The organism is Aliidiomarina quisquiliarum (assembly GCF_023922585.1).
Classification (GTDB): Bacteria; Pseudomonadota; Gammaproteobacteria; order Enterobacterales; family Alteromonadaceae; genus Aliidiomarina; species Aliidiomarina quisquiliarum.
Genome location: NZ_JAMFTN010000010.1, coordinates 57,314 through 75,541 on the forward strand (window position 1 = coordinate 57,314; position 18,228 = coordinate 75,541).

Annotated in this window: 14 protein-coding genes and 3 tRNA genes; 3 read left to right on the forward strand and 14 right to left on the reverse strand. The window is 47.5% G+C overall.

Annotated features, from left to right (window positions below; all coding sequences use genetic code 11):
- Positions 1-56 precede the first annotated feature (56 nt).
- Positions 57-965, forward strand: coding sequence for a GGDEF domain-containing protein (locus tag M1L23_RS01070; protein ID WP_252625140.1), 909 nt, complete (start codon positions 57-59; stop codon positions 963-965).
- Positions 966-982: 17 nt separating this feature from the next.
- On the opposite strand, the gene tilS is transcribed toward M1L23_RS01070, so the two are convergent.
- The 3 genes from tilS to dnaE are packed head-to-tail and all read right to left on the reverse strand — an operon-like array spanning position 983 to position 6,409.
- Complete coding sequence (tilS, locus tag M1L23_RS01075) at positions 983-1,960, reverse strand: tRNA lysidine(34) synthetase TilS (RefSeq protein ID WP_252625142.1); 978 nt, start codon at positions 1,958-1,960, stop codon at positions 983-985.
- Positions 1,947-2,903, reverse strand: a complete 957-nt coding sequence (gene accA / locus M1L23_RS01080; RefSeq protein WP_252625144.1) for an acetyl-CoA carboxylase carboxyl transferase subunit alpha — start codon at positions 2,901-2,903, stop codon at positions 1,947-1,949. The genes tilS and accA overlap by 14 nt, the downstream gene beginning before the upstream one ends.
- A 14-nt stretch (positions 2,904-2,917) precedes the next feature.
- Positions 2,918-6,409, reverse strand: coding sequence for a DNA polymerase III subunit alpha (dnaE, locus tag M1L23_RS01085; protein WP_252625146.1), 3,492 nt, complete (start codon positions 6,407-6,409; stop codon positions 2,918-2,920).
- Between the two features lie 230 nt (positions 6,410-6,639).
- On the opposite strand from dnaE, the gene M1L23_RS01090 reads away from it, so the two are divergent.
- Positions 6,640-8,685 carry a sensor domain-containing protein gene (locus tag M1L23_RS01090; protein ID WP_252625148.1) on the forward strand — a complete coding sequence of 682 codons (2,046 nt, stop codon included), beginning with the start codon at positions 6,640-6,642 and terminating at the stop codon, positions 8,683-8,685.
- A gap of 13 nt (positions 8,686-8,698) precedes the next feature.
- Here M1L23_RS01090 and M1L23_RS01095 read toward each other — a convergent pair.
- The 5 genes from M1L23_RS01095 to dnaQ all read right to left on the reverse strand — a co-directional run bounded on the left by M1L23_RS01095 (position 8,699) and on the right by dnaQ (position 11,224).
- Positions 8,699-8,775, reverse strand: a tRNA-Asp gene (locus M1L23_RS01095).
- A gap of 28 nt (positions 8,776-8,803) precedes the next feature.
- Positions 8,804-8,880, reverse strand: a tRNA-Asp gene (locus M1L23_RS01100).
- A gap of 42 nt (positions 8,881-8,922) precedes the next feature.
- Positions 8,923-8,999, reverse strand: a tRNA-Asp gene (locus M1L23_RS01105).
- A gap of 165 nt (positions 9,000-9,164) precedes the next feature.
- Positions 9,165-10,496: a TIGR03503 family protein gene (locus M1L23_RS01110; protein ID WP_252625150.1), complete on the reverse strand. Its 1,332-nt coding sequence runs from the start codon at positions 10,494-10,496 to the stop codon at positions 9,165-9,167.
- Positions 10,466-11,224: a DNA polymerase III subunit epsilon gene (gene dnaQ / locus M1L23_RS01115; RefSeq protein ID WP_252625152.1), complete on the reverse strand. Its 759-nt coding sequence runs from the start codon at positions 11,222-11,224 to the stop codon at positions 10,466-10,468. Before dnaQ ends, M1L23_RS01110 begins: the two co-directional genes overlap by 31 nt.
- A 55-nt stretch (positions 11,225-11,279) precedes the next feature.
- On the opposite strand from dnaQ, the gene rnhA reads away from it, so the two are divergent.
- On the forward strand, positions 11,280-11,756 hold the full coding sequence (rnhA, locus tag M1L23_RS01120) for a ribonuclease HI (RefSeq protein WP_252625153.1): 477 nt from the start codon (positions 11,280-11,282) through the stop codon (positions 11,754-11,756).
- Positions 11,757-11,787: 31 nt separating this feature from the next.
- Here rnhA and M1L23_RS01125 read toward each other — a convergent pair whose 3' ends face one another.
- The 6 genes from M1L23_RS01125 to M1L23_RS01150 all read right to left on the reverse strand — a co-directional run bounded on the left by M1L23_RS01125 (position 11,788) and on the right by M1L23_RS01150 (position 18,147).
- Complete coding sequence (locus M1L23_RS01125; protein WP_252625154.1) at positions 11,788-12,855, reverse strand: efflux RND transporter periplasmic adaptor subunit; 1,068 nt, start codon at positions 12,853-12,855, stop codon at positions 11,788-11,790.
- A gap of 13 nt (positions 12,856-12,868) precedes the next feature.
- Positions 12,869-16,234: an efflux RND transporter permease subunit gene (locus M1L23_RS01130; RefSeq protein ID WP_252625155.1), complete on the reverse strand. Its 3,366-nt coding sequence runs from the start codon at positions 16,232-16,234 to the stop codon at positions 12,869-12,871.
- Positions 16,235-16,270: 36 nt separating this feature from the next.
- On the reverse strand, positions 16,271-16,474 hold the full coding sequence (locus M1L23_RS01135; protein WP_252625156.1) for a YgaP family membrane protein: 204 nt from the start codon (positions 16,472-16,474) through the stop codon (positions 16,271-16,273).
- 68 nt (positions 16,475-16,542) lie between these two features.
- Positions 16,543-16,845, reverse strand: coding sequence for an ArsR/SmtB family transcription factor (locus M1L23_RS01140; RefSeq protein ID WP_252625157.1), 303 nt, complete (start codon positions 16,843-16,845; stop codon positions 16,543-16,545).
- Between the two features lie 53 nt (positions 16,846-16,898).
- Entirely contained in the window at positions 16,899-17,306 is a 408-nt protein-coding gene (locus M1L23_RS01145; protein WP_252625161.1) for a rhodanese-like domain-containing protein, read from the reverse strand.
- Between the two features lie 100 nt (positions 17,307-17,406).
- Complete coding sequence (locus M1L23_RS01150; RefSeq protein ID WP_252625163.1) at positions 17,407-18,147, reverse strand: class I SAM-dependent methyltransferase; 741 nt, start codon at positions 18,145-18,147, stop codon at positions 17,407-17,409.
- Positions 18,148-18,228 lie beyond the last annotated feature (81 nt).

Consider the following 18,228-nt stretch of genomic DNA (forward strand, 5'->3'; position numbering starts at 1 on the left):
AGTGGCGCAATCTTTGCTTATACCTTCAAGAAATTAATAAGAATAAGGTATATCCCATGGTTATTGTTGAACAGCAAAGTGACCAAAATGGTGTTCAGGTGTTGGCTTCCACACAAGTTTTTCGGCAACAGGGCCAACTTAGTGAACGCTTGCAAACCACACTCGACATCGAGCAGTTACTAACAATGTATGGCCAAGAAACTCGGGCCCAATTAGGTGTCGACAGCTTAAGTTTTGCCGCTGACGAGCTGATTTTTGCCGTATTTGGCCATATAGAGCAAAAGCCACAGCACAATGCCGCCCTTTATGCCGACGGGGAATACCTTGGCCAACTGGTGTATAGTAAGCACGCTGGTTTTTCTGCTGCTGACCTAAAGCAACTTAGGTTTTATCACCAACAGCTGGTGTTTCCATTACGTAACGCCATGCAATTTGCTCGGGTACGTCGGCAAGCCATGCACGACCACTTAACCGGGGTTGGCAACCGCTTGCTTATGGATGAAATGATTCAGCGCGCTATTATTACCCAACAACGAAACAATTTGCATTATATGCTGTTGCTGCTCGACTTAGACGGCTTTAAAAAGGTAAACGACTCGGCTGGACATCACATGGGCGATCGTATTCTCAAACGCTTTGCTACTGTGGTGAAAGCACAGCTGCGCGGTTACGATAGTGTTTTTCGCTATGGTGGTGACGAGTTTGTTTTATTATTACAAGACGCCGACAACAACAGCGCCAAGCTGGTTTTTGAGCGTATTCAGCAAGGCTTACGCAGCGACCCCTTACTGGCGGAATATAGTATAGGTTGTAGTGCTGGTGGGGTTGCAATAACACAAAGCAGCGACGAGTTAAGCTTAATGGCACAAGCCGATACGGCCCTTTACGAAGCCAAACAAACAGGCCGCGGCCGGCTTTGTTTTGCCCCTGCAAGCATACCTCTAGACGCCGTTAGCTCTTTATAAGATTTTCTCCGTTATGCTTAATCTTTATCAACAAACGTCAGTATAAGCTGGCGTTTGTTGCGTTGAACCGCCCAAGTACCCCAGCGCACCCCAACCTTTCCTTGCGGTAAACGGCTAAGCTGTTGAATTAACTCACTTAGCACTGCGGCACTAGGCATTTTAGCGCCATTTTGTTCCAACCAACGGCGTAATATGGCTTTTTGCATGGCCACCGAGCGCTGTTGCCAGCCTTCAAGCGCAAGCACATTGCCCTGGCTAATGGTTTCCATCAAGCCACTTAGTAACTCATTTAGTAAGCCTTCGTGTTCAGCGCAAAGCTCAGCCGAACGTAAAACAGTATGCTCAATAGCGGGCCAACGACTTTTTAACCGTGGAATAATATCGTGGCGTAAAAAATTACGTTCAATGCGGGTGTCGTAATTGGTGTCGTCTTCAATCCATTGCACCTTAAAGGCTTCACCATAAGCGTACAGTTCAGACTTGCTAATACTTAATAATGGCCGACACAAGCGGCGCTGGCCTACAAAGGGTGCTTCAAATGCCATGGCCGAAAGGCCTTTTGGCCCGGCTCCACGCTTTAGTTGCAGCAAGAAGGTTTCAATTTGATCAGAACGGTGCTGGCCAATTAAAATAACTGCGTTGTGTTCCGTTCGCTCTGCTAAGCCGGCATAACGGGCATCACGGCCAATGGCTTCTTTACTTTCACGCGGCCCCTGCACAATATGCAAGGGTTCGATTAAATAAGGAAAGTTTCGTCGCTCGCAGTCATTCTGCAAAAATGCCGACCAAGCACCCGACTTAGGGTGAAATGAATGGTCTAAATGAATAGCTAAATAGCGATATTGTGGGTAATTGCGGCGATAGCGATCGGTTAAATCGAGGATGGTTTGTGAGTCAACCCCACCACCTAAAGCCACTACAATTTGCTGACCCGCCTGTAAACCAAGCCGGGCCAGCCCTTGTTCAAAAATAGGATAAAGATCAGCAGTAACCAAAGTTCATTAGCTTTTGGTAGCGGCGCTCTAGTAGCTCTTCCTGTGAAAAGCCTTTTAATGACACTAAGTCAGCTGTAATACGTTCTTTTACCTTCGCAGTAACAGCAGCAAAGTCACGATGCGCACCACCTAACGGCTCCTCAATAATGGCATCAATTAATCCAAGCTCTAGCGAACGCTGGGCAGTTACCCCCATCGCTGCGGCAGCAAGGTCGGCTTTGGTTGCACTTTTCCATAAAATAGATGCGCAACCTTCAGGTGAAATTACCGAATAAGTACTGTATTGCAGCATATTTACGCGGTCGCCCACACCAATAGCCAAGGCACCACCAGAGCCCCCTTCGCCAATAACAGTGCACACGGTAGGCACGGTTAAACGCGACATAACTTTCAGGTTACGGGCAATAGCTTCGCTTTGTCCGCGCTCCTCAGCGCCCACGCCAGGGTAAGCACCCGGGGTGTCGATAAAGGTAACAATAGGCATGTTAAAACGCTCGGCCATTTCCATCAGGCGCAGCGCTTTACGATAACCTTCAGGTTTAGGCATGCCAAAGTTTCGACGCACTTTTTCCCGGGTTTCACGACCTTTTTGTTGGCCAATAATCATTACAGGGCTGCCGTCTAAACGGCCAATACCACCAACAATAGCTTTATCGTCGGCATAAGCTCGATCACCAGCCAGTTCGTCGAAGTCAGTAAAAATAGACTCAATATAGTCTAAGGTATATGGCCGCTGTGGATGCCGAGCCAACTGCGCCACTTGCCATGCACCTAAGTTTGCAAATATTTTTTTAGTGAGTTCAGTGCGCTTTTTACGCAGCTGCTTCACTTCCGTTTCTAAATCAATGTCCAATCCGCCTTTTGCACCCACCGCTTGTAATTCATCGATTTGTGCCTGTAATTCAGCTATTGGCTTTTCAAACTCTAAAAAACTCTGTTTCATTTGTACGTGTCCGATTAAGATTCAAAGTTCAAACGCACATCACCTTCACCAACCACTAATTCAAGTTGGTAAAGCAGATCGTCTGTTGGTTCGACGTACCATTGAGCCGGCGTTAATAAACTTACGCTGGCCCCCTCAATTTTGCAGTCAAGCTGTACAGGACAGGTGCCACGCGACGCCTGCTGTAGGGTTTCTATTAGGCGTCGACTCAGCCGATTTTGATCGTTGTTTTGCTCGGCTTCCAAGTTTACCGAAACCTTGATCGATTTGACAAACTGAGCGCGTGCTTGTTCCAACGTCATCATTTCACTGGCTGTCATTGTATTCCCACCATTGAAGTGATCAAAGCCGACCTCTCCTTTAACCCACACTACTTGGTCTTTTGCTAGTAGTGCTTCATGCTGTTCAAATACGTCGGAATAAAAACGTATGTCTAGCCGCGCCGACTTATCATCTAAGGTGACCAAACCCCAGCGTTGGCCTTTTTTGCTCACCATAGCGCGCACATCAAGTATTAAACCTGCCACCGCAACCTGATTACCGCGGCCGGTGGCATCAATGTCGCTTAAGCGGCCATGAGTATAATGTTTAAGCTCTGCACGATAACGGTTTACCGGATGGCCGGTTAAGTATAAGCCTAATGTTTCTCGCTCGCCTTCTAACCACTGACCTTCGGGCCAATGGGGCACCATAACAAAGGCTTCTTCTACTTGCTCTGGTGCTTCCACCATGAGGCCAAACAAGTCGGCTTGCCCTGCAGCTTCTGCTTGCGCCGCTTGCTCTGCTTGGCGCATGGCTTTTTCCAAGGTTGCTAATAGGGCAGCTCGATGCGGCCCAAGGTTATCGAGTGCACCAGCTTTAATTAATCGCTCCATCACGCGGCGATTTAACTTTTTTAAGTCCACCCGCCGACAAAAATCAAACAAGTCGCTAAAAGGCCCATTTTGCCGTGCCGTTATTATCGACTCAATAGGGCCTTCACCTACGCCTTTAATTGCTCCGATACCATACACGATGTGTAAGTTTTCATCGACGCTAAATTTATGCTGCCCTACGTTCACATCTGGTGGCAGTATTTTAACTCCCATCCGGTCGCATTCGTCTACTAGGGTGACAATTTTATCGGTGTTGTCCATGTCTGCCGACATCACTGCAGCCATGTACTCAGCTGGGTAATGAACCTTTAACCACAGGGTTTGGTAGGCCACCAACGCGTAAGCTGCCGAGTGAGACTTGTTAAAGCCATAGCCAGCAAACTTTTCTACTAAGTCAAATATTTTTACCGCCAAGTCGGGGTCGATACCATTGTCTCGTGCGCCAGCTTCAAATAAGTCTCGCTGTGCAGCCATTTCCTCAGGTTGTTTTTTACCCATAGCGCGCCGCAGTAAGTCGGCACCCCCTAGGGTATAACCCGCCATTACCTGAGCAATTTGCATCACTTGCTCTTGATACAAAATAACCCCATAAGTAGGCTCTAAAATGGGCTTTAAACACTCGTGTTGGTAAGTGGCGTCTGGGTAGGACAAAACTTCTCGGCCATGCTTTCGGTCGATAAAGTTGTCCACCATGCCCGATTGCAACGGGCCAGGCCTAAACAAGGCCACTAAAGCAATAATATCTTCAAAGTTGTCGGGCAACTGCCGTTTAATCAGTTCTTTCATACCCCGCGATTCAAGCTGGAATACTGCAGTGGTTTCGGCTTTTTTTAGCGACCGATAACAGGCTTTGTCATCGAGAGGAATGTTCGCAATATCAAGAAGTTCAGCACCACTTTGTTGCAACCTTACATTTGCCATATCTACCGCCCACTGAATAATAGTGAGGGTTCTTAAGCCGAGGAAGTCGAACTTTACTAAGCCGGCCGTTTCCACATCGTCTTTGTCAAACTGAGTTACTGGGTGGTTGCCTTCTTCGTCACAATAGAGCGGTGCAAAGTCAATAATTTTCGTCGGAGCAATAACCACTCCACCGGCGTGCTTACCCGCGTTACGGTTTACCCCTTCTAAGCGCCGGGCCATGTCAATAAGCTCACGTACTTCGTTGTCTTCCTCGTATAACTGCGGTAGGCGCGGCTCTTCTTTAAATGCAGCCGCTAAGGTCATACCTGGTGTACTCGGGATTAGCTTTGAAATACGATCAACAAAGCCATAGGGGTGGCTTAAAACACGGCCTACGTCGCGCACTACGGCTTTCGCGGCCATAGTACCAAAGGTTATAATTTGCGATACGGCTTCACGGCCATATAGTTCAGCTACGTGCTCAATCACTTCGTCGCGGCGGTCCATACAAAAGTCCACGTCGAAGTCGGGCATGGAAACCCGCTCAGGGTTTAGAAAGCGCTCAAATAGCAAGTCAAATTCAAGTGGGTCGAGGTCAGTTATTTTTAACGCATAAGCCACTAATGAACCTGCGCCCGAGCCTCGCCCTGGGCCCACAGGAATGCCGTTGTCTTTACTCCACTGAATAAACTCCATAACCACCAAAAAGTAGCCAGGAAAGCCCATTTCATTGATCACGCGGAGTTCAATAGCCAAACGCTCTTCATACTCGGCACGCTTACCTGCTCTTACTTCAGGGTCAGGAAATAACAGCTGCAGCCGTTCTTCGAGTCCCTCTTCCGACTTCATCACCAAGAAGTCTTCCGTGGACATATCGCCGGTCGGGAAGTTCGGTAAATAATACTTGCCCAGTTCTAATTCCAAATTGCAGCGTTTAGCTATTTCAACCGTATTTTCCAGAGCTTCCGGTATATCTGCAAACAACTCCTGCATTTCTTGTTCACTGCGTAGGTACTGTTGCGGGCTATACTTTTGTGGTCGGCGCGGGTCTGCCAAGGTATAGCTGTCGTGAATTGCCACTCGAATTTCATGTGCTTCAAAATCGTCAGCATGAAGAAAAACCACGTCGTTGGTGGCAACAACAGGCAAATTGTTCTGCTGTGCAAAAGCCACCGCCGCATGTAAATACTCTTCTTCACGGGCACGACCGGTGCGGGTTAATTCAAGATAAAAGCGCTCTGGAAAATGTTGCTGATAAAATGCCAGCAATTGTTCAAGCGCAGTATTATTCGCTTTTAATAAAGCTTCACCAATATCGCCCTGCATACCACCAGAAAGTAAAATCAAGCCTTCACCGTAAGTGGCTAGCCAGTCTTGTTCAATGCAAGGCGTATCAAATTTATGCCCACGTAAATAGGCATTGGAAATAAGTTCGGTAAGGTTTTTATACCCCTGCATATTCATTACTAATGCCGTAAGGCGCAGCGGGGTTTCAGGAAAATGCTCGCTAAGAACACGTAAATCAACGCCAACAATAGGTTTAATACCCAACTTACGCGCGTGCTGGTAATAGCGCACTAAGCCAAACATATTCATTTCATCGGTTAATGCCATGGCTGGCATATTTAAATCGGCAACACTCTGACACAGCGGCTTTATTTTCTGTAGGCCGTCTACGATAGAAAAGTCGCTGTGAATACGTAAATGAATAAAAGTGGTCTGGCTCATTAACTCATCTTTATTATGCAGGTTTGCTCTATTGTGCCTTAAACCACGGGTAGGGAAAAGGCTTGCCCACCTACTTAGGCCGAATGTTTGCTTACATTTATTCACTCAAAAAGGCTTTAAACGCTAACAGCCAAACTAACTCTTTGGTAGTATTGGTCAATCTATGACCTTTATTATAGGCTGAACAATACCAGCTAAAGCAGTATGACCAGCAAGGAAGCAGTAAATTTATGAAGTCATTAAACGTCGACGAAAGCTCTGCTGTTCTTTACAGCATGAAAATAAAAAACAATGTTGCTATTCCCGAGTGGGTTAGTGAAAACGTTGAAAAAGTCACCGGCTATAGCCCCGCCCAAGTTATTCAACCCGCCTGGTGGAATAAATGTATCCACCCCGATGATCAACAAATTGAAGTCGACGTTAATGAAAAGCTTATTAGCGAAGGCTACATTACTTACGAATATCGCTTTATGTTTGCTAATGGTAAATACCATTGGTTGCGTGATGAAATGCGCGTTATTCATAATGATGAACAGGACCACATAGAAATTTTAGGCGTTTGGCGTGACATTACCGAAGAGCGGAATAGTAAAGCCAAACTACTTGCCCACGAAGAGCGCTTGCGTTTTGTTTTTGAAGCCACCGGCGATGGCTTTTGGGATTGGAACATTAACGACCACATTGTGCTTTTTTCAGATAACTGTTGGCACTTACTTGGTTTAAAGCCAACCGCCGACGGCCTTTTCCCTTTCGAGCTTTGGCACCAGTTAGTGCACCCCGACGACAGTGCCCACGTTCAAGAAGCGGCCAACCGTATTTTCAACAATGAGTCTGATCGCTACAACGTAGAATACCGTATGCGCCATAAAAATGGCTCGTGGGTTTGGATTCTCGCTCGGGGCCAAGTTATACAGTACGACAGCAACATGGTACCCGTGCGAGCTATTGGCCTGCTTACTGATATTACGGAGCGCAAACTAAATGAACAAACTGCCTTAACTCGTGAACATATGCTCAACCAACTTGCCCACCAAGTACCGGGCATGCTGTACCAATTCGTTCACCGCGCTGATGGCACCCCTTGCATGCCCTATGCCTCAGACAAAATTGAACAGCTGTATCACGTTACTGCCGACCAAGTAAAAGAAGACGCAACAGTTCTCGCAAAGCATATACACCCAGACGATTTAGTTGAATTACGCCAGTCTATTCTTGAGTCTGCGCGTACTTTGGCCGTATGGCGGCACATGTACCGCACCGTTGATAATAATGGCGTAGCCAGCTGGATAAAAGGCGAAGCAAGCCCAGAACGGCTAAACGACGGCTCGGTGGTTTGGTGTGGTTATAAAATGGACATAACTGCCGAGAGAGTAATCGAACAGCAACAAAAACTAGCCGCAAACGTATTTATACACACCCACGAAGGCATTATGGTAACCGACGCAAACAAAACCATAATCGAAGTAAACCCTATGTTCACTTCGATAACGGGCTATCAGCGTAGCGAGGCCATTGGCCAGCACGCTTCTTTTTTAGCTTCGGGACAACATACCCAGGCTTTTTACGAAAACATGGACCAACACATAGCCAAAGACGGCTTTTGGCAAGGCGAAGTGTGGAACAAAAACAAAAATGGCGACATTTACTGTGAACGGAAATGCATTTCCGCTATTTATGACGACAACGGCAATATATTTCAATATGTAGGGCTGTTTAGCGACATCACGTTACTCAAGAAGCAGCAACAAGAGCTAGAACGAATGGCCCATTACGACCACTTAACTAAATTGCCTAATCGTTCGCTACTGAATGACCGCTTAAGCATGGCCAGTGCAGCAGCGCTTCGTAACGAAGAAAAGTTAATCCTTGCCTATCTTGACTTAGACGACTTTAAACCCATTAACGACCAGTACGGCCATAGTGCCGGCGACAAAGTGCTAAAAGTAATTGGTAGCAGGCTGCAAGCCAGAGTAAGGGCAACCGACACCGTTGCCCGAATTGGCGGCGACGAGTTTATTATTTTACTGCACAACAAGTCTGTTTCGGGTTATCAAACGCTTTTAAAGCGGTTGCTAAATGAAATTACCCAACCTATTGCGTTAGCCGACAGTGAAGTTGTTCTTTCTGCCAGTTTTGGCGTGGCTCATTTCCCCGACGACGCCAGCAGCCCCGAGGCACTACTTCAACTAGCCGATAAAGCCATGTACGAAGCAAAACGCAAAGGTAAGAATCAAATTATAGAATATGGGAAAGCTAAAGCTGCCGGATGGCAATAAGACTGGTAAATACTGGCGGAACGGACGGGACTCGAACCCGCGACCTCCGGCGTGACAGGCCGGCATTCTAACCAACTGAACTACCGCTCCAACGGTATTTAATTCATAATTCCTGCAGTGGCGGAACGGACGGGACTCGAACCCGCGACCTCCGGCGTGACAGGCCGGCATTCTAACCAACTGAACTACCGCTCCACTGCGGAATTATTCACATTAACAAAGACTACACAAATTAACTGGCGGAACGGACGGGACTCGAACCCGCGACCTCCGGCGTGACAGGCCGGCATTCTAACCAACTGAACTACCGCTCCAGTTAATTTATTGTGCGCTGAAAGTGTCTCTCAATGCGGCGTGGATAATACGAGTAGCAGCAAAGCGAGTCAACCCCTTTTTAATGAACCTTGGTTCGTTTGTTCAACTTTCAAGCAATTCCTGTCATTTCGAGGGGTTTTAACTTCATTTTCTGTGCTTTAACTTTATGCTTGCTCAGTTTTCTTTTTCTGTTTCGGGCGCTTTGGTTTACTTGTTTGGTTGCTGCGCAACAGCATAAATAACCCCCACAACCCAACAATAGCTAGGTTTGCCACCACCACCCAAACAATGCGATGCTGCGTTTGCTGTCGCTCTTCTAGCACTGCCGCTAACTCGTTAGTATGCTGTTGCTCTTGTTCCTGCGCAGCCAGTACCGCTGTTTCAACTTGGCTAGGTTCAGGTGTATGTAATCGCTGAGCACGAAATTCATATTTGGCTATGTCGGCAAGAAACTCGCGGCCATTTATGTCGGTGGTACTTAAGGAACTATTTATTTCAAACACACCAAAAGTATAGTTTGGAATAGGCAGGTGTAAGCTATCGCCTTGCGCGGTGCTTATAGCAATAATTTGGTGTTCACCGTTTGGGTAATCTATCCGACCGCTAATAACAATATCGTCGGCATGAATAAACTCATCGTCAACGTTAAACACAAGCGCATGGGGTTCGCTCTCTGCAGTTGCTAAAGTAACCTGTAGCTGCACTGGTGCACGGCGTACTAATATGGGTTCTGCTTCAAATACCCGCTCGTGAATAGGAGTTTTAACATGGTAGCGAGGCACATATTCACCAGCGGTCATGTCTAGCTTAAACTGGCCGGTAAATATTCCGTCGCGTGGCACTTCATCCATCAGTCTACCATCGTCAAAAAACTCACCTACTAGCATTGGTGGCTGACCAAAGTTGTCGTACTGTGGATTGTTGGTACTTTGAAAAAACAGCTGCAAGCTAAATACGTTGCGAAAATCCCGCTGCTCAATTATTTCGCTATCTTGGGTTAGCTTTCCTGCTAACTTTAACCGTTCACCTACAAACACTAGAGGCGGTAAGCTTTCTGGGTGAAATTCAATGTTCGACACCACCATTACACGGCTTTCAGGGCGAATGCGGCCCGACACTTGCCAAGGCCCAGGTACCGGCTCCCTCACCTTTATCAAGTCGTAGTCATTCCCGCTATGCCAACTCACTTTATCGCTCGGATGGCGGCTGGCATACCACTTAGTACCATCAGGCAGTATCACCACCACGGGTGCACTATCGGGCATACGAAAGAAAATAAACGTTACTTCATCAACCGCATAATCAATCCGAAAGCGATCATCGGCCATGGGTATTTGCTGGCCTATGGCTGAATCAATCAATTCTATGGCCGATTTATTGTTGTTGGTTTGCAGCGGTAGCGCCCAGCTTAAACTGGCTTGCAACAGCAAGCTATACACAATACCAATGGCAGCCAGCGGAATAACTAACTGCCTTGCAATGTTCTTTGCGACCAAATGGCTTCTCCATGCTTGGCTAGGTTGTCTAAATACGCATTATGCGCAGCTTCTTCTTCGGCACTAGCAGGCAAAACCTTTAGCGCTGGCCGATCTTGAGCAAGCCATTGTACGCCCGATGCCATTGCGCCCGCACCGCTTTCGTTTAAACCTTGAAAGCCTAACTTGCGTTGGCCACCGGTTAAAAACAGATACACATCAGCAAGTATTTCCGCGTCTAATAGAGCGCCGTGTAACACTCGGTGAGCATTGTCAATGTCGTAACGGCGACACAAAGCATCGAGACTGTTCCGTTGCCCTGGGTATTTTTTACGCGCAAAGGCTAAGGTGTCAAACACACTGGCAAAGTCTTCTAGCACGCCTAGTGTTGGGCTTAATAAGCCCAATTCCATATTAAGAAAGCCCACGTCAAAGGGAGCATTATGAATAACCAATTCGGCCCCACGAATAAAGTTAATAAAGTCATCGGCTACTTGGGCAAACACCGGTTTGTCTTCTAAAAACTCATTCGATATGCCATGCACTTCCATGGCGCCTTGTTCCACCAAGCGGCCCGGGTTCAAATAAACATGAAAGTGGTTACCGGTTAATTTACGATCAATCATTTCCACACAACCAATTTCAATAATACGGTGGCCTTCGGCAATGCTTATACCAGTAGTTTCCGTATCAAGAATAATTTGTCGTGTTGCTGCTAACGTTGTTTCTAGTGCCTGTGTTTGTGTCATTTGGTCCTGCCACGTATACTCGCGAGTCAATTATATTTGTATGGTACCAGTATCCATGGCCGGGAAAAAAGAAGTTGTTATTTATACCGATGGTTCGTGTTTGGGAAATCCCGGACCGGGTGGTTACGGCATTGTTATGTTGTATGGTAAACACCGTAAGGAATTAGCTCAAGGATATAAGTTAACCACCAATAATAGAATGGAACTGTTAGCGGCAGCGGTGGCCTTAGAAACCCTTAAGCAGCCCTGCATTGTCGATCTGTGGACCGACAGCCAATATGTACGCCAAGGCATTATGCAGTGGTTAGCAGGTTGGAAAAAAAACAATTGGCGTACTGCAGCTAACAAGCCAGTGAAGAATGTCGACTTATGGCAGCGTTTAGACGTCGCACAAGCCCGCCACAAGGTTAGGTGGCACTGGGTGAAGGGTCACTCCGGGCACCCAGAAAACGAGCGCTGTGACGAGCTAGCGCGCACGGTGGCTACGCATAACCCTAAGCATGAAGACACCGGCTATAGTCCCGACGCTTAAAGCTGCTTTACCACACTGAATACTGCAGGGCTTACTGCTCGCCCTGCATAACCACCACTTCACCTGCACTAATACCAGAGTGCACTTCTATCCATTCATAGCCACCGTTAACTACTTTAGTGTCGCCTAAGCGAACTAAGCGGCGCTCAATGCGCTGGTCTACGGCCACAAATACATAATCCAGTTGACCTAGCGACTCGATGCTTTGTACGGGTACAACTACCATGTCGCGCTCGCCGGTAGGCACGGTTAAACGACCATACATGCCCGGGTTTAATGGGGTGGTAGTTTCCAGCGCCAAACGCACCTTAAAGCTCCGTGAAGCAGCGTCGGCCGTAGGTACAATTTCAGTCACCACTGCTGGGTAAGTTTTATCCTGAGCATCTATTTCAACCATAAAGGCTTTATTTGGCTCTACGAAACGTAACACCGACTCACTTACCGCTGCTTCAAATCGCAAACTTTCTGGTTGATACAAACTAACTAACGGCATGCCTGGGGTAGCAATGTCACCGGTAAATACCGTTCTATCGCTCACTACACCACTAAATGGCGCCACAATAACACTATAGCTTTCGCTGGTTTTAGCTTCAGACAAAGCTTCGCGGGCACCTATCAGCTGGGCTTCTGCCGTGTCGCGTTGCGCTGTTGCTTCGTCTAGCGAAGCACTTGGTAATAAGCCCTGCTCCACCAACGCCGACACCCGCTGGAAGCTGCTGCGGGCTTCGTTGGCACGGGCTTGTGCGGCAGCCAAGCTTTGCTGTTGTTGCCGCACACGGGCGCTTAAATCGTCGTTATCAAGGCGTAGCAATACATCGCCTTCTTGTACTTGATCGCCCGACTCAACCAACACGTCGGCCACTCGGGCGGTAATTCGTGCCGACACCGACGACTGTCGCCGCGGCTGTATTTGCCCACTAAAGCGCCGTGTGTCGGCGGTGGTTAACATCATGGCGGTAGCCACTGCAGCGGGTTGCTGTTGTTCACTTGGAGCAATAGCCTCGCCAACCTTGCTACTCCAGCTACCAGCCAAAAAAGTAAACACTAAAATAAGCCCTACCAGCGCTAGCGCAAATAAAATTATACGTTGCTTCGGCATTATATTTTCTCCTTTACTTAGCTTGTTGCGTTGCTAGAGCTTCGCTTTGCGCTTCGTCGTCCGTTTCAAGTTGCGGCAAACCGTGGCCTACCGCATCTTTATAAATTAAGTAATAAACCACCGGGATAACGATTAAGGTAAACAGCGTAGAGGCTGTAATACCAAAAATAATCGACCAAGCTAGCCCACTAAAAATAGGGTCTAGGGTAATTACTGTGTTTGCTAACATAGTGGTACCAGCGGTAAGTAATATCGGCCGGGTTCGCGCTGCACCTGCTTCAAACAAAGCGTTTTCCAAACTGCCACCTGCTCGTAAACGCTGTTGAATAAACTCGATAAGTATTAGCGCATTACGAACCACAATTCCGGCTAGGGCTATCATTCCTATCATAGCGGTAGCAGTGAATAACGACGGGTTTGGATAGCGCCCAATATCGGCGGCAAACATATTTAAAAACCAGAAGCCCGGCATAATGCCAATCACGGTTAAGGGTATCGACAACATCATAATGCCCGACACCGCTTTTAAGCCGGTTTGCAGCACCATTACAATATAAACCCCAAGTAATGCCACCACATAAGCAATGCCTAGGTCGCGGAACACGTCGAGGGTTATTTTCCACTCCCCTTCGCCACTCCACACCACGTCAATATCGGCAGGTACCGACCAGCCAAAGCCAGACCCATTGGTAAAGTAGGTGCGCTGCCAAAGGGGGCGGTAACTGTCGGCGTTACTGTCTTGGTCGGCCATCATGTCCACCACCACGTCGGCCGGAACACGCCCCGTTACTTCGCCATACACATACACAATAGGGCGAAGGTTTTTATGGTAAATGGGCCGTTCAGCACTTAGCTCAACAAATTCACCTAACTCTGCTAACGGCACTAAAGGAGCTGGTGCAGCATTCACACCGGCGCCAGCGTCAACTCGCGCAATTCCCTGCTGACCACGTACATACAGCGACAACAAGGCATGCAAATTATCGCGGCCACCTTTGGGTAAGCGTATTTCTATCGGCAAGGGGTTTATTTCCGTTGGCTCTTGCAAGTGGTCTATCGCCCAGCCTTGGGTTGCTGCCACAATAGTTTGATGAATATCTGCCGCTGCAATGCCCGACAAAGCTGCTTTTTCCCGATCTACCACAAAGCGTACTACCGTGCTTTCATTCGGTACCGACGTTGTTACTTGGCTAACAAAGTCTTCTCTCGCCAAGCGTGCCGCAACAGTTGCTGCAGCTGACTCAAGCTCTGCATAGCTAGTGCGGTCGCCACCGTACACTTCACCAATTAAAGTAGCCATAACCGGTGGCCCCGGCGGCATTTGAACAATCTCTAAGTGGCGCACCCCTAGTTCATCGGCTAGGGCTTGAATGTCGTCGCGCAAACGGCTTACCACTTCATTTGACTGCATGGCACGGGCGTCTTTGTCAACTAACACCACTCGGGCTTCCCCATGGTGAGCCAAACCTCGGCGGAAGTAATGCCGCACCATACCGTTAAAGTCCATGGGCGAAGCAACACCGGTAAAAGTCGACACGGTTTTCACTTCCGGCACCCGCTGCAAAAACTCGGCAAAACGACTCATAACTAAGGCCGTGTGCTCTAACGAGCTGCCAACGGGCATATCAACCACCAGTTGGAATTCAGCCTTGTTGTCGTGAGGAAGTAACTTTAATGGTACTAAGCGTAAGGCCGGTAAAACTGCTGCCACCACAAAAAGCCCCGCCACCAACCAAAGAAAGGCTTTGCTGCGCGAAGGCGAGGAAATTAACGGCTTCAGTAGCGCACGGTAACCCCGATACAAAATAGTGGCTTGCGGATTATAGTCACCATTGTGCTCGGCAACTTTCATTAGCTTCCAAGCTAACCAAGGGGTTACAAAAAAGGCCGTAACAGTTGAAAATATAACCGCAATGGGCACGTTAAATGCCATTGGCCCCATATACGGACCCATCATGCCGGTAATAAAAAACATCGGTAAAAATACAATAATAATTGCCAGTGTCGACATTAATAACGCACTGCGAATTTCCACCATGCCAGCAACAATAGCGCGTTTGGTTTTCTTTCCTTCCGCGGCCATGTGGCGTTCAATATTGTCAATTGCCGCAATGGGGTCGTCTACAATTAGGCCCAGCGCCAAAATAAGGGCAAACATCGTTACGCGGTTAATGGTGTACCCAAAGGCTAAATCCATACCTAGGGTAGCGCCATAACTAATAGGAATGGCAATAGCTACCACAGCAGCAGCGCGCCAGTTTAAAAACAAGCCAACAAACACCACCACAACTAAAATAGCCACAGCCAAGCTAGACACCAGCTCAATTACTTTATCGTCGGCAGTTGCACCATAGTTACGAATAACTTCAATTGCCACGCCTGGTGGTAACCAATCGGCTTCTAGCTCTGCAAAGGCGTTTAGTACATCGTCGGCTACCCAAACAGCATTAGCGCCACGCTGCTTAGCCACCGACAGGAATACCGCTGGGTATTGCTCATGCTGATAGCCTGCCACACCCGAAGCAATACCTGGGTAAAAGAAAGTGTAATTTTCTGCCTGCTCGGCACCGTCAGTAACATTAGCAACATCGCGCAAGTACACTGGGTTACCATTAATAACGTTCACCACACTACTGGCAAGCTCATTGGCAGAACGAAAAAACTCACCGCTTTCTACTACTATGCGGTTGCCATTTTGATGCACTGCACCACCTGTATGCTGACTGTTACTTACCTGTACCGCTCGGGCAATATCATTAATGGTGGTGCTGTGGGCCGCCAATGCAACACTATCAAGTTCAATATGTATACGGCGGGCTTGGCCACCAATTACATTTACTTGGTTGGTGTTATCAATGGCTTTTAATTTTTGGGTGGCCTGTTCGGCCAAACGGCGCAGCTTAAAACTATCAATGGCAGTGGCGTCGGTACTATATAGCGCCGCCACGACCATGGGCACGTCATCAATTTCCACCGGCTTAATTAGCCAGTGCTGCACCGCCGCAGGAATTTCATCTTGGTTTGAATACAGTTTGTTATATAACTTAACTAACGACTCAGCCCGTGGTTCGCCCACGTAAAACCGAACCGTAACCAAGGCTTGGTCACGATTTGATTGTGAATAAACATATTCAACACCGTCTATTTGTGACAACAACCGTTCCAGCGGCTCGGTTACTTGAGTCGCCACTTGGCGAGCTGACAACCCAGGTGCCGACACCACTACGTCGGCCATTGGCACCACAATTTGTGGGTCTTCTTCGCGGGGCGTCAAAAGAAGTGCCGCAATACCGGTTAACAACGTCAACACAATAAATATGGCCGGGAAAGTACTCGACAATACCCGACCAATAATTCCTCGTTTAGCTGACTCCTGCATGGGCACTCCTAATCCTTGACGAACATTTGGTTTCACTTACTTAAACGCATTTCCAGGTTGTACACCTAGCTTTTTCAAAATTTTTGCCAGTGGGCAAAAGCCTGTAAATGCGCTTTGGAAAACGTTTAAACCAACAAAAGCCGTTAATAACAGCCACATTTCACTTACTTGCCATGCTAGCAAAGCCGACACCAATACCATAGTGCCTGCAAATGCCATTACCATACGATCAATATTCATATAAACCTCCAGCTGCCATACATTAGAAAACCCTAATATATATAAGCAAAAAAATACGCTTCCTTAGGTTAGCTGCAATACAACCGGTACAGTGTCTCTAAGATCCGCAACGCTTTTTCATCGGCCACCCGATAAAGAACCGTAGTGCCTTCTTTTCTAAATTCAACAATGCCCTGACTACGTAAACGCGCCAAGTGTTGCGATAAAGAAGATTGCGACACCTCTAGTTCTTTCTCTAAGTCGCCGACTGACATTTCGCCATTCACTAAATGGCACAACACCATCAGCCGATGGTTATTAGCCAACGACTTCAAGAGTTCTTCAGCTGCCAACACATTATTTTGCATTTGGCTAATTGTCATCGTGTTCATTTTCATACTTGAATATTAGATCTTTATAATATTAACGTCAAGAACTACAGCAACTAAACAGTAATAACGGCCTTTTTTGCTTCTGTCCAAGCGTTCATTCCGCCGGCAATAGAGTACACCTGCGAGAACCCCATGTTTTGTAACGACAGCGCGGCCAAGGCACTACGCCCACCTGAACGACAAATTAAATAAATCGGCTTGTCACGCAATTGTTCTAGCGCCACTTCAGGCGCACAACTGGCACTAGCCACATGGGGTAATGACGAAAGTTGAAACTCTAAGACTCCCCGTGGCAAGTTTATCGCAAAAGGCGCACGCACAGCCTGATACTCAGCTGGTTCGCGTACATCTATAAGCACTGCGGCCTCTTTTTCTTTCGCCATTATAATGTCTAAGTCGTCAATACTTAATTCGTTTATATATTCTTTTGCTTCTGCAACTAACTGCTGACTTGTTTTCATAAGCTACCTATACCCTTAATGTAATAATAATCATTAGCCTTTAGGGTTATAGTTTAGCTTATATGCTTTGCACTTGCCTACCCCGGTGTTAGCAAATCATTTACAACGGAATTCGCCCAGCTGGTACTACGCCTTTTTCTGCAACCCGCCGAGAGCTTTGCTGGGGTTGCCGCACCAAGGTTAAGGGCCACTCCCGTTTGCGCACAATCATTACGTAGCCTGCCGCAAGAAACGGAAAGCGCCGTATAAATACCGATTGAGCCGGAGCTTTGCCCGTTCGCGATGGCCAAGGTACAGCAAAACCAAAATACCCCTTATGAATCACTTGGTAATTTAACAGTGAAAGCCAGTCTAATACCCGAGCTGGGGTAAACAAGCGACTTTGCCAAGGCTTTTTATTTCGCCAGGCCGGCCACAAGCGGGCCAAGGAATGCAAACCATAAGGATTACTCATAGCAATTAGCATGCAACCGTCGGTACGTAGCGTACGATCAACTTCCCGTAACACTTGGTGCGGGTCAGCGCTATATTCTAAAACAAAAGGTAAGGCAGCCCAATCGGCCGACTCTTTCAAAATAGGCAAAGCGGTTAATTCGGCTTGCACATCTGCCTGGGGGCCTAAGTATATTTTATATTTTGCTTTAACCCGACTATCTACCCATGGCACCTCTAAACCACTGTAAGTAAATAAGTATTCACCAAACACAATAGGATCTTCCTGTTGCAACCACTCACGCAACGCTTGGTGCCACCACAGGCCCTGCTCCAATTCTTGCCAGCTTTGTGGCGGTGGTAATAGTTTATTAGGTGTGTCTGCTTGCCGTGCCGATTTTAAAAACATGCTAAACCCTCGTATACTGCTAGAAAGCATAGCAGCTTGTAGCACTTAACTTGTAGGTTATTCATTTGCAATAACCCTATA